The organism is Terrimonas ginsenosidimutans, assembly GCF_022012415.1.
GTDB lineage: Bacteria > Bacteroidota > Bacteroidia > Chitinophagales > Chitinophagaceae > Terrimonas_A > Terrimonas_A ginsenosidimutans.
This window is the reverse complement of the sequence record NZ_JAKLTR010000012.1, coordinates 135554-148806: the sequence shown is the minus strand read 5'-3', so window position 1 is coordinate 148806 and position 13253 is coordinate 135554. Positions and strand designations below refer to the sequence as shown.

The following is a 13253-nucleotide window of genomic DNA, read 5'->3' as shown; positions in this document are numbered from 1 at the left end:
GTGCGGTATTGTTTTTACGATTCTGCCCAGGTCTTAAACTCTGCTACCCTATCCCGGCTGATGATGAATTCTTCCTGCATGCCTGCGCCTTTCAGGGTCAATTTCAGCCGGCTGTTGAGATACGGTTTGATGTATTCGATGGCTGAGTAACGAACAATGTAACGACGGTTAAGACGGAAGAACATCTGTGGGTTGAGCACCTGCTCCAGTTTTTCCAGCGTATAATCGATCAGGTAACGGCCGCCTTGCGTATCGGTGAGATAAACAATCTTGTTATCTGCATGGAAGAACGAAATATCCTCCGCTTTTACAAATTGCAGGCGCTGACCGATGCGGCCGAGAAACCGGCTTTTATAGGGGGCTGATGTTCCCTGCTGCACTTTAAGCTGCAACTGCTGGTAATCCACCTGCGGCACAATGATCTGTTTGTATTTGTCCAGCGCTATGGAAAGCGCCTCAGCCGTCACAGGCTTCAGGATGTAATCTATGCTGAAATGACGGAACGCTTCCAGTGCATATTGATCATACGCGGTGGTGAACACTACGGGGCCCTTGTATTCCGTACGGCGATAAATGTCGAAGCTATGGCCATCGGAGAGTTGAATGTCTGACAGGATGAGATCTGGTGTTGCATGATCATCTAACCAGGCAATCGTTTCTTCCACACTGTCGGTGCAATGTATATCAGTGATAGATGGATCATATTGCGTGATCATCAGTTGCAGGCGGCTTGCGGCCAGCAGTTCGTCTTCCACAATTAATACTTTCATATAGTCAGTTTACATTCAGTAATGGAACACTCACTTCAAATACTTCCGGTGTTATTTGTATTTCTATCTGACGGCCGCATACTAGCTCGTACCGTTTGGCGATATTGGTAAGCCCGATCCTGTTTGACTGCTCCACCGAATGGCGCGGCTGACGGTTGTTGCGAACGGTCAGCATCCCGGATCCATTTGCCTTAACTTCTATGCAAAGAGGATTGCTTCGCGAAATAACATTATGTTTAATGGCGTTCTCAATAAGCATCTGCAAAGCAACGGGAATGATATAACTGGAATGATATTTCTCAGGTATGCCGATATCCACTTTCAATCCATCGGGATAGCGCTCCTGCAACAGGTAAACATAGGGTTTAATGAATGCAAGTTCCTGGTCTAATTCCACCAATTCTTTATCCTGACTATTGAGGATGTATCTGTATACTTTTGAAAACTCCTCGATGAACCGGTTGGCTTTCGGGTTGTCTTTGATCACCATGCCTGAAAGCACATTCAGGTTGTTGAACAGGAAATGAGGATTGACCTGTGTTTTTACGGCCTGCAATTGAGCCTGCGCGCTGATGCGTTTGAGTTCTTCCGCTTCAAGTGATTTCATCCTGTATTCACGGAAGAAAAAAAGGATGGTGTTCAAGAGATGAAAGAATAGGTTGATCAGTCCTGCATAGATCAGATTTAATTTAAGCGGCATCTCAAGTTCCGACCAGGAATAACGATACTTCCAGGCGCCGTTAATACCAACCACCAAAGAGGCTGCTACGCACGAAATAATGATACCAGTGGTAAAAAAGAGCAGCAGAAACCTGATCCGCTGTTGGTCTGGCGGAAAGCGCTTCCGTATTTTTCTTTCTGCCAAACGGTTGCCCTCCCAACTTAACAAAGTGATCAGGATGATCGTCATCAGTGCGTCGTACCAGGCAACACGGATATTGAAATAACGGTACACCTCACACAATACGGTATTGATGTAGGCATAGGCCGACAGCAACGCGATGAACAGATATCTGTATTTATGAGTGAACATAGATCATATCATTAATGGCATAGGAAAAGCTGTTACTGTACTGATCAGAAACCTGATTTGTTCCTGCACTGAATTTCAGCGCTTAAAATATGATTTATAACAGCCTAAATCCTGCCGTCGGAAACGCTCCGGGAGTGAATCCGCGAAATTCCGGAGCGAACTGTCGAATGTTATCAGCCTTTTTATTTTTACGGTCAGTTTTTCAAATTATTTTAGCCGTACCCGTGTAAAAAACTGTCTTTTAAAAGAAGTGATCGGCCCCCTCTCTTATCGTATACATATCCAGGGATTCTTGTCAGTTAGTAATTGGTCCAGTAAACCATTGTTCAACCTGCTGATACCTGTAACGGAAGATGCCATCTAACTGACGTTTTACAAACAGCGTATTGGCCAATTTTCCCAGGGGGCCAAGCGGCAGTTTATAATGCACCAGGTCCGTCATGATAACTCCCTCCTGTGTCTCTTCCAGAAAATGTTTATGATGCCAGAAAGAATAAGGACCAAAGCGTTGTTCATCCACAAAAAGCTTTCCTTGTTCCACATGCGTGATCTCGGTAACCCAGTGAAGCTTGATGCCCAGCAAGGGGCGTACGTAATATTCAATGATCTGACCGGCATGCATTCCTCTGCCAGTATCCTCACTCAGGATCTTGAAACCCAGGTAAGCAGGAGTGATCCTGGCGAGATTACCCGGATCACTCATAAAGGACCAGATGGAGCTGAGATCGCTTTTGATCAGCTGACGCGTTTTTATGGTATGTAACAACTCGTTATTTTTTTGTTCAACAAATTTAGTAAAAAGTTGAACAGAAATAATCTTACCTTTATGGTGTCAATAAAAATAATCTGATGGAAAACGGACAGAATGGCCTTTGTATGTGTAAAAGGAATAGGGTGGTGTTAACTGATCTGATGAAGGAAATAGGAGATAATCATTTGGCTGGGTCGGAAGAAACGCCGTTACGGGCCGACGCATTTTTATTAAGCAGTGAGCAGAAGATCAACCGGATAGCAGGTTTATTCGGCCAGGTGATGGAGACCCTGGGACTTGATCTGAACGATGACAGTCTAAGCGGGACGCCGCTTCGTGTTGCCAAAATGTACGTGGAAGAAGTATTCGGCGGGCTTGATCCGGCAAATAAGCCCGATGTGACTCTTTTCGACAATAAATACCGGTATGATCAAATGCTGGTGGAGAAGGACATTACTGTATACAGTCATTGCGAACATCATTTTGTTCCGATTTATGGAAAAGCTCATGTTGCGTATATCTCATCGGGTAAGGTGATCGGCTTGTCAAAACTTAACCGGCTGGTGGATTATTACGCACGCCGGCCCCAGGTGCAGGAAAGACTGACCGTGCAGATCGGCCGCGCACTGCAGCAGATACTGGATACGGAGAATGTAGCAATAGTGATCGATGCAAAGCATCTTTGTGTGGCTTCAAGGGGAATCAGGGATACACACTCCGCAACTGTTACTTCTTATTATGGCGGGAAATTCAATAACAGTAATGTGAAAGAGGAATTTTTGCGATATGCGGGAATGACGACAGACTACTAACTTTGCCGTCATTATGAAATTATATCACATATCAGAGCTGGAGCAGTTATCGGGCATCAAAGCTCCGACCATTCGTGCGTGGGAACGGCGGTATAATTTCATTCAGCCCGGCCGGACTGATACAAACATCCGGATGTATGATGATCATCAGGTGCGTAAGCTATTGAATATTGTGACCCTGCTGTCCAATGGCTATAAGTTGGCGAAGATCGCCGAATTGGACGAGGAGGATATTCATGCGATGGTGCTGGGATTACAGGGTGTGTCGACTGATCCGGATGCGATTGCGACATCACTAATTAATGAACTGGTGATGGCCATGCTGACGTTTGATGAGCATACGTTTGAGCAAACTTATGTTTCAGCGGTAAAGCGGTATGGCGTGTTTGATGCGATGCTAAAAGTGTTTTATCCTTTATTGGAGAAGATAGGGATCATGTGGATCACAGATGATATGATGCCTGTCCAGGAACACTTTGCGTCCGCTGTGGTGAGACGTAAACTGATCGCCGCGGCAGATGCGCTGGTGCTGAAAAGGAAGCGCCGTAAAAAATTTCTGCTGATGTTGCCGCCGGGTGAATGGCATGAAATAGGACTGCTTTTTGCAAATTATATGATCCGCTCAAAAGAAATTGAGACGATCTATCTGGGCCAGAATGTTCCTTATGAACAGGTGAGATCTGTGCTGTCAAAAACGGAATTCTCGCATGTACTGTTATTTTTTGTTACACGTCCTGTACAAACAGATCTGGAAGAGATCCGGAAACTGATGGGGCTGCCGAAAGATCTTCCCTTATTGTATACAGGTTCTTCTGTTGTGACGCAATCTCTAAATGCAGGTAAGCATACGCACTTGCTACAGTCTCCGCATGATCTGTTGAGATATCTTGTTTAACCTTTTGCTTTGCATCAATGGGCTTGGATTCCTCCACAAGCGGACACGTCCCGCGGATTGCGCAGATTTTATGTTCCATTTCACAAAAAGGGAACCTGGCGCTGATGATGTTTGTTACCTGGTGATGCAGATTGCCCGGATTCATTTCTTTAGTATCACAGTGATTTGGTTTATCTGCTCAGTCAATTAAAGGCTACTCCTTGTCATGTAGAAATTTCGTGTTTCGTGGGAATTAAATCTGCGAAATCTGCGGGAAGCCACGCCAATATGTCCATATAAATCCCCCTGTACAAGTCAAAACTTCTTCTTTAAAATACCGCTTATCCGCTCAGCGACTCTTCCACACTATCTACTCCGGTTTTATGACGATTCACTCTTTACGCACGAAATCCGGATAGAATTTTGCATAACTATTTCAAACAAAAGTTAAACAAAAAAAATACACTATGTTACCAACTATTAGCATGAAACGGTCGCTTCTGTACATGGGTTTTGCCGCATTACTGTCAACTGCTGTATCCTGCGACAAGGATGACGATGATAACCCGCCAGCGGACAATACCATTACAGGGAAGGTAGTCGCTGATGCAAATTTCTCCCTGCTTGAAAAGGCCGTCGTAAAAGCAGGACTGGCAGGCACGCTGTCAGGTACCGGGCCGTTTACTGTTTTTGCGCCGAATGATGCGGCATTTGCAGCATCAGGCATTTCATCTGCATCTATTGATGGAATGTCCCCAGATGCTTTGAAAAAGCTTTTGTTGTATCACACCCTTACATCTGAGGTAGTTGCCGCAAATGTACCTGCCGGACCTAATGCGAAAGTAAGCACCGCCAATTCTCCCGCGGATTCCATTTTTGTTACAAAAAATGCTTCAGGTGTTTTTGTGAATGGGGTCAAAGTAGCCACCGCTGATGTGGATGCTGATAATGGGGTGATCCACGTAATGGAAAAAGTGCTGTTACCTCCGGGGGGCAATATAGTAACGACTGCACAGGCTAATCTCGGTGGTGACAATGGACTTGACTCTCTGGTAAAAGCCATCGTGCGCGCGGATGCTGCCGCACCAGGGTTGATCACCCTGATCAATTCTAATATTCTGACTGTTTTTGCACCTACCAATAAAGCCTTCCGTGATCTGCTGGGCGCATTGTCACTCAGTAATGTTAATCAGATTCCGATTGCTACGCTGCAGGCTGTGCTGGCTTACCACCTGGTGGCCGGACGCGTGTTTTCTTCAGCACTGGCGAACGGAACGGTTAGCATGTTTGCCGGAGGTTCTGCTGCCATCAATCTAACCAATGGTACAGCGGGCGGACCGACCATCACCGGAAATGGCAATGCGGGTGCAAGATCCAATATAATCGCCACCAATGTTATGGCTACCAATGGTGTGGTTCATGTGATTGACAGGGTATTGCTGCCATAACATTTGCTGGAGTCCTATTGAGAAACGTTCCATAGCGATGCCGGTGGGAGAGATATTTCCTGCCGGCTTTTTTTGTTAAATAAGAATAAGCCTGAGGGAGAATGAGCTCCTGTCCCGTGAATTACACAAAAATGGTGTATCTGTTCTTTTGTGATGTTTTAAATGTTTCAGGAAGCGGATGTGGCCATCTTGATTCTTATCTTACCAGTGTAACCGTTCCTTTCAGCGCTATGCTCCCTTCATTGTTTTTCCCCCTGATGAGATACACAAAAGCTCCGGATTCAACAGGAACGCCCTGCACTGTCCCATCCCAACCTTTACCAATGTCTTTCGTACTGAAGATCCTGATGCCCCAGCGATCGAAAATGCTGAATTCTTCGAGCTCTATGCTTGCATGAGCGGGGATGATGAACAGATCATTCAATCCATCACGGTTTGGTGTAAAGGCGGAAGGCATCAGGAAGGGGCCACTGACGCTGACCAGATTTGATGCAGAAGCGATGCATCCGTTCGGTGTTCTGACAGTAAGCGTATAATGTACAGTTTTATCCAGCGCCGTCGTATAGGAGGAACCTGTAGCAGGAGTTTCCAGTTGTGATGCGGGTGACCATTGATAAGTCAGCGGTGCCGGACCTGCCTGCACTTTTAGGAAGGCCTTAGTACCGGGCTTGATAATGGTGTCGGCCGGTTGTATACTGACAGTTGCCCTTGGGTGAATGACCGGAATGATCGTATTGGAAACAAGCGGAATGTTGCAAGCTCCCGCGCCGGGCTCAAGTGTGCACTGAACGGTTGAGCCGTTCATGAGTGAGTTGGTGGAGAAGCCGGAACCGTTTCCGCGAATCACTCCATCAACCAGCCATTGCATAACTGGATCCGTGCCAGCGTTACTGAAAGCGGCACTAAAGCTCAGCGTTTCTCCCTGGCAGATAGCAGGCTTGTCAGCACTGATACTGATAACAGGCGCTGGCCTATTGATGATAGAAGCGGTGATGCTCGTTGACGCCACAGATGGAACAGTGGCACACTCTGCAAAAGCTGGGTCAACCATTAATATACAGCTCACCTGGTCGCCGTTCTGCAGTGCAGTCGTGTTGAATATCGCGTCATTACCTCCTGTAGCATTCACTCCATTGATCATCCATTGGAATAATGGGTTATCACCAGCATTTGCGTACAATGCTCTGAAGCTGGCAGGAACACCTGGGCAAAATTCATTGTTGGTGGAGGTGGACGATATGAGGATCGATGGCGTTGTTTTGGGGCGAACGGTAACAGAAACGGGATCAGTCGTGAATGGAATGGATCCGCATGGCCCGGGTGCGAGTGTGATCACGCAGGTGACCCGGTCTCCGTTTGTTAACGAAGAATACCAGAAAGACGGGCTATCTGTTCCAGCAGTATTGTTATTGATCATCCATTGATAGGAAGGTTGAAGATCAGGATCGATCGCTGTCACGGTAAAGCCGACATTCATTCCCTGACAGATATTGTTTGTTGAAGGAGTAATGGACGCCGTGATGGTTTGGGTCTGCGTGGTAGACATTGTGATCGCATTGGATATTACTTCTCCATTTGCAATGCAGCCACTATTGTCGCGATAAACGCAGGTGACGATATCCCCCGTATAAATATTGCTGACGATAAAATGCTGAGTGGTGGCACCGGTCTTCTTTCCATTGATCCGCCATTCATAAACCGGATTGCTGCCGCCGCCGGTCACAGTTGCCGAGAAACTGATCGGTTTGCAATTGCACGCAACCTGTGAAGAAGAATATATGTTGATGGAAGGTTGCAATATCGTTTTTGCAGTTGTTGTAATGGTGGCCGTTGCCTGGCCAGCATTATCGCAGCCTGATGGATCGGTTGCAGTGCAGGAGATCATATCACCTGTGACGATATCGTTTGCCTGGTATACAGGGTGATTGGTACCCACGGGCGATCCGTTCTTCGTCCATTGATAGCGAACCGTTGCGCTCATGTTTGATGCCGATGCCCTGAATGTGTTGATCGTTTCGCCGCAAATGCTGCCGGAGACAGGCTCGATCGTTAAAGATGGACCCGGCAGTGGTGCGCCTCCACCGCTTAGTTTTACGATGAGCATATCCTGGCAATGAGTTGTAGCAGATGAATGATAGCCGGGAATATCCGTAGAACAGGTGGTGATGGCTGCCAGCAGGTTTCCATCAGTTGTTTGTATGATCTGCTCGGGGGCATCGTTGTTGTTGCCTCCGATGTTGCGCTGCCATTGCAGTACCCCGGCTGTATTCAGCTTGATGATCCAGGTATCGAGGCCGCCGTTATTGCAGGTAAAATCTTCGTTGGAAGAAGCTGAATATCCCGCAACAACAAACCCTCCATCACTTGTGATGACGACGCTGTTTGCGATATCGGATGAAAAACCTCCGTAGGTTCTTTGCCAGAGTACATTTCCGGCAGCGTCCAGCCGGACGATCCAATAGTCTTCTTCCCTGCCCGGGCTGGGTAGGATACCGGCAAGATCCCCATCGTTTTCGCTTGCATAGCCGGCGAAAACATAACCGTCGTCTGGTGTTTGCAGGATCGATCTTGCCTGGTCGCCTCCCGAACTACCGAGATTCTTTTGCCATGCAATGGTTCCACCGGGACTGATCTTAACGATCCATGCATCGAGGCTACCTTTATTACCTGTGAGATCTCCGTTGGAAGACTCTGCATAACCGGCAGCAATGCAACCACCATCGCGGGTCGCAACGGCCTGTAGCAGCCATTCCACGGAACTGCCACCGGTTGCGAGATTCCATTCGGGATCACCGCTGGCATTTACCTTGAGAAACCAGTAATCTCCGCTGCCATTACCATGATGACCGGTGACATCGCCATCAGCGGAGAGAGCAGTGCCTGCGAGAATATAGCCGCCGTCCGGCGTTGGGCAGAGGCTTTTTGCCTGTTCCTCATTTGATCCGCCATAAGTCCGTTCCCATAAAATGTTCCCTTCAGCATCCAGTTTCGCCAGCCAGTAATCACTGCCGCCTTTTGTACCGGGCATACCGCAATCGTATGAACTGGTGGATCCGAAAAGCATGTATCCGTTATCGGGCGTAGGCCAGATGTCGGCAGCCTGGTCCGTCAGACCTCCTCCAAGACTTCTTTGCCATCCGATAGCGCCGGAACTGTTCAGTTTGACAACCCAGGCATCGCTGAAGAACGAAGTGGCGTTATGTCCGGAAACATCCTGATCATTACCATAACTGATGCCTGCCGCGATGAAACCACCGTCCGGAGTTGCGCGGATGGCTTTTGGCCCATCGCCATCCGAACTGCCATAGATGCGTTGCCATTGTATGCCCGGAGCTTGCGCCCTTGCGGCAAAGGATATAAAACAGCTGTAGAAAAGAAGGATAAGGTGTTTCATGATTGTTGGCAAGTGAAGCGAGGTTAGGAAGGGTTAGCGGTCAACCGGCCAGTGTCACGGGACGGGAGAATGCGGTAGTAATACCGGGTGAATAAAGCAGAACAGTTTATGCATGTGCGGGCAGATATGGCAAACGGGGCGTACAGGCTCTTGTTCCGACCTGACTCCGCTGGTTCTAAAAATACAGTTCCATTATCCGGTACAGGGTGACATTTGTTTAGAATACTGGCATTAATGTCAAAACGAGAATACATTTTTTTAGAAATACGTGTCAACACCGGATTAAACAGATCGTGGGGATGGCGTAAGGTTCCAGCAGGTGGATGGAGATTTACACGCAGATATCTGTCTGCTGTCAGGAATTAGTCTGCGTACCTGCGCTTGATCTGCGTGCATCTGCAGGAACCTTATGCCAGGCGGGTCGAAATAAACTGCCTGAAGTTCTCTTGCATTCTCTGACTAAATGACATTCGAATCCTCAACAATAATATGAAGCTGAGCGCCCGGTTAAATCTCTTTTTATTCTATCCGCGATACATCACAGTTCAGTTTAAATGACTTTGCCCTTCAGTTTTTTAATGTCTCGTTCCTTTCAATTATTCCGCAGGCGGTTGCACCCCGGCTCAAAAGTAAATCGGTTGCATTTTTATTAAATTATTGAAAAGTAGCTATTTATAATATAGAGTACCGATTGCATTTCCCTCTCAATTGACATTATTGCTAGTTATTTAGCGATTCCTGCCATGCCTTTTTTGAGTGCAAACATAGTTTTGGTAACTGTCATTGAAAACTGTTGCGCTTTATAGAAAAGCGGCCTTTCTAACTAACCAAACCAAAAACGATTGCTTATGAAGCCTGTGAGCTCACGCTGCTGCGACGTCTTCTGTCGCGTTCCAATTAGTGTCATAATAACATTTATTAAGCGGTAGATCATGCTGTCCGGTATCGGGGATGACCCCTGCAATAAGGCTATGCATACCCGGACAGTCAAGCCGGTTCTTCAAAAAATTCCAATCAAATCAAAAAATAAAGCTCATCATGATGCTCAGATCAATGATGCTGAAAGGCTTGCCCATGCTTATGCTGGTGCTTTCAGTCATGCTTCACAACTCCCCGGTCAGCGCACAAGCAACGCGCGTCATTACAGGGGTAGTGCTTGATGTTCAGAAGGTGCCGTTGTCAGATGCCACCGTCAGTGTGCAGAATGGCCCTTCCACCAAAACCGATAAAGATGGTAAGTTCTCTTTGTCTATTCGTTCAGGTCCCCAGACCCTTGTTGTCAGCCATGTCGGTAAAGCGAACAAGGAGATCAGGGTGAACAGCGAAAGCAGCGTTACGATAACGCTGGCTGAAGCTGTCGCGGAGCTCGATAATGTGGTCGTGATCGGTTATGGACAGCAAAAGAAAGCGAGTATAATAGGAGCGATCTCCCAGGTCTCCGGCAAAGTGCTGGAACGTACCGGTGGTGTGACCAATCTTGGCCAGGCGCTCACGGGTAACCTGCCAGGTGTGATCACAACGTCTTCTTCAGGTATGCCGGGCGCGGAAGATCCCCAGATCGTGATCAGGGCGCAAAGCTCATGGAATAACAGTGCTCCGCTGGTACTTGTAGATGGTATTGAACGTTCTATGAATTCAATCGATATCTCTTCCGTTGAGAATATCTCCATATTAAAGGATGCCTCCGCCACCGCAGTATATGGTGTGAAAGGAGCAAATGGCGTGATCCTGATCACAACGAAGAAAGGAACTTCGGGCAGAGCGGTGATACAGGTGCGTACGAATGTGACGGCTAAGACTCCTTCGAAACTGCCGGAGAAATTCGATTCCTATGATGGTTTAGCGATCAAGAACCGCACATTGGAACGTGAGTTATTATTATCAGGCAATGCCTGGAACCTTTATACACCCGTACAGGTCCTGGATAAATACCGGAATCCCCTGGATGCTGCAGAATGGGATCGTTACCCAAATGTAGATTGGGTAGATGCATTATTCAAAGACAGGGCGATGTCTTATAATACTGCGGTGAATGTTTCGGGTGGTTCACAGTTCGTGACATATTTTGCGGCGATCGATTATGTGAAAGAGGGCGATCTCTTCCGCAGATTTGAGAATGGCCGCGGCTACGAATCCGGTTATGGCTATACGCGTGTTAACCTCCGCAGCAATCTTGATTTCAATCTCACTAAAACAACCACTTTCTCTACAAAATTATTTGGTTCAAACGGTGTTCGCCAGGTGCCATTTGGCGCTGGTGATGGTGATCAGAGTTTTTGGGTGTCTGCTTACCGCACTTCACCTGACGCGATGCGTCCCATCTATTCCGACGGAACATGGGGCTTCTTCAAAGACCGTATCGCGGATGTGCCTAATTCCGTTTATAACCTTGCGGTGTCCGGCGTTGAAAAAAGGACGAATACGCAGATCACAACGGATTTCATTTTACAGCAGAAACTGGACATGGTGTTAACGGGACTTAGCTTCAGGGGAAGCCTTGCCCTGGATAATACATTCAGGGAAGCCGGCAGGGGACTGAATGACCAGTTCAATCCGGCGCAGCGTAAATGGATCGATCCTACGAGTGGTATTGTTTTCCTGGAGCAACCGCTTAACCCGGGTACCCAACTCGATTTTGTAGACGTTGTTCGCTGGTCAAACCAGGCAGGATCAGTTGACCGTGGCGCTACTTACCGCAGGTCTAACTACATACTGCAGTTGGATTATAAACGCAGATTTGGCAAGCATGATGTAACAGCCATGGGGCTGATGCAAAGAGAAAGAGTGGCTACCGGTTCTCAGTTTGCCCGCTACCGGGAGGATTGGGTGTTCAGGACTACTTATAACTATGCGTCCAAATATTATGTTGAGGCGAATGGAGCATATAACGGGTCTGAGCAATTTGGACCGGACTACCGGTTTGCGTTCTTCCCTTCCGTTTCAGCCGGCTGGATGATCGGTAATGAAAACTTCATGTCGAAGGTAGATTTCCTGGACATGTTGAAAGTGCGTGCATCCTGGGGGAAGATCGGTGATGATGCCGTGAGTGTGGGCCGCTGGCCGTTCCGTGATCAACTTACATTTGGTGGCGCGGCAAGGATGGGTAGCCCAACGGTAGCATCGCCATATACATTCTATCGTATTGCCAGTTTGGGTAATCCGAATATCGCCTGGGAGAATGTGGAGAAACGGAATATAGGTATCGAATATTCCCTGTTCAACGGAAAGGTCATGGGTAATGTTGACGTGTTCAGCGATAACAGGACAGATATTATTATCGGCGGCGGTAGCCGGGCTATTCCAACTTATTTCGGTGTAGCCGCACCAAGTGTGAATCTTGGCCGCGTGACGAGTAAAGGGTTTGAGATCGAACTCAAATTCAATCAATCGATCACTAAGGATCTGCGTGTATGGATCAACACCAATATGACGCATGCGACCAATAAGATCATTGAGCGTGATGATCCGGAACTGCGCCTTTCTTATCAACGCCAGGCCGGCTATGCGCTTGGTCAAACAAGAACGTATATCGATAACGGATTTCTTGCAAGCTGGGATGATATATATGGCAGCACGCAGCGTTCCACCAATAACCAGAATAAACTTCCGGGTGATTTTAATATTATCGACTTCAACGGTGATGGTATCATTGACGGAAATGATACAGCTCCCTATGGCTATGCCACTACGCCTCAGAACACGTACAATGCAACGATCGGGGTTGACTGGAGAGGATTCACGGCCTTTGTTCAGTTCTATGGTGTGAATAATGTAACGCGCGAAGTAGCTTTCCCAACCTTTCACTCATCGTCGAATGTGGCGTATGTAGAAGGTGTTTACTGGACAAAAGGTGAAGGGGGCGAAATACCGCTGCCGCGCTGGTCGAACCTTGAAGGCGGTGGAGGCAGTGGTACACGTTATCAATTTGATGGTTCTTATGTACGGTTAAAGAATGCTGAAATAAATTATGCGTTACCAGCAGGCATGATCAAAAGAATAGGTCTGAAAAGCTGCCGTGTTTTTGTGAATGGCAACAACCTGCTTTTATGGACCAAGATGCCGGATGATCGTGAGTCGAATTTTGCTACTGGTGGCAACTCTACTCTCGGAGCTTATCCCACCGTTAAACGTTTCAACCTCGGTGTTGATATAACCTTATAAAAATGCTTGA

Annotated in this window: 8 protein-coding genes; 4 read left to right on the top strand and 4 right to left on the bottom strand. The window is 47.4% G+C overall.

What is annotated here, in order from left to right; genetic code table 11:
* Window positions 1-14: 14 nt before the first annotated feature.
* From LZZ85_RS18265 to LZZ85_RS18255, 3 genes are all read right to left on the bottom strand, one after another.
* Window positions 15-770: a LytR/AlgR family response regulator transcription factor gene (locus LZZ85_RS18265; RefSeq protein WP_237874786.1), complete on the bottom strand. Its 756-nt coding sequence runs from the start codon at window positions 768-770 to the stop codon at window positions 15-17.
* A gap of 4 nt (window positions 771-774) precedes the next feature.
* Window positions 775-1803: a sensor histidine kinase gene (locus tag LZZ85_RS18260; RefSeq protein ID WP_237874785.1), complete on the bottom strand. Its 1029-nt coding sequence runs from the start codon at window positions 1801-1803 to the stop codon at window positions 775-777.
* A 295-nt stretch (window positions 1804-2098) separates the two neighbouring features.
* Window positions 2099-2569: an SRPBCC family protein gene (locus LZZ85_RS18255; RefSeq protein ID WP_237874784.1), complete on the bottom strand. Its 471-nt coding sequence runs from the start codon at window positions 2567-2569 to the stop codon at window positions 2099-2101.
* 83 nt (window positions 2570-2652) lie between these two features.
* On the opposite strand from LZZ85_RS18255, the gene folE reads away from it, so the two are divergent.
* The 3 genes from folE to LZZ85_RS18240 all read left to right on the top strand — a co-directional run bounded on the left by folE (window position 2653) and on the right by LZZ85_RS18240 (window position 5688).
* On the top strand, window positions 2653-3366 hold the full coding sequence (gene folE, locus LZZ85_RS18250; RefSeq protein ID WP_237874783.1) for a GTP cyclohydrolase I FolE: 714 nt from the start codon (window positions 2653-2655) through the stop codon (window positions 3364-3366).
* Between the two features lie 13 nt (window positions 3367-3379).
* A complete protein-coding gene (locus tag LZZ85_RS18245; RefSeq protein ID WP_237874782.1) occupies window positions 3380-4261 on the top strand; it encodes a MerR family transcriptional regulator in 882 nt (293 codons plus the stop codon).
* A gap of 446 nt (window positions 4262-4707) precedes the next feature.
* Entirely contained in the window at window positions 4708-5688 is a 981-nt protein-coding gene (locus LZZ85_RS18240) for a fasciclin domain-containing protein (RefSeq protein ID WP_237874781.1), read from the top strand.
* A gap of 196 nt (window positions 5689-5884) precedes the next feature.
* On the opposite strand, the gene LZZ85_RS18235 is transcribed toward LZZ85_RS18240, so the two are convergent.
* Window positions 5885-9082: a T9SS type B sorting domain-containing protein gene (locus LZZ85_RS18235; RefSeq protein ID WP_237874780.1), complete on the bottom strand. Its 3198-nt coding sequence runs from the start codon at window positions 9080-9082 to the stop codon at window positions 5885-5887.
* 1038 nt (window positions 9083-10120) lie between these two features.
* On the opposite strand from LZZ85_RS18235, the gene LZZ85_RS18230 reads away from it, so the two are divergent.
* Entirely contained in the window at window positions 10121-13243 is a 3123-nt protein-coding gene (locus LZZ85_RS18230) for a SusC/RagA family TonB-linked outer membrane protein (protein WP_237874779.1), read from the top strand.
* The last annotated feature ends 10 nt before the right edge of the window (window positions 13244-13253 follow it).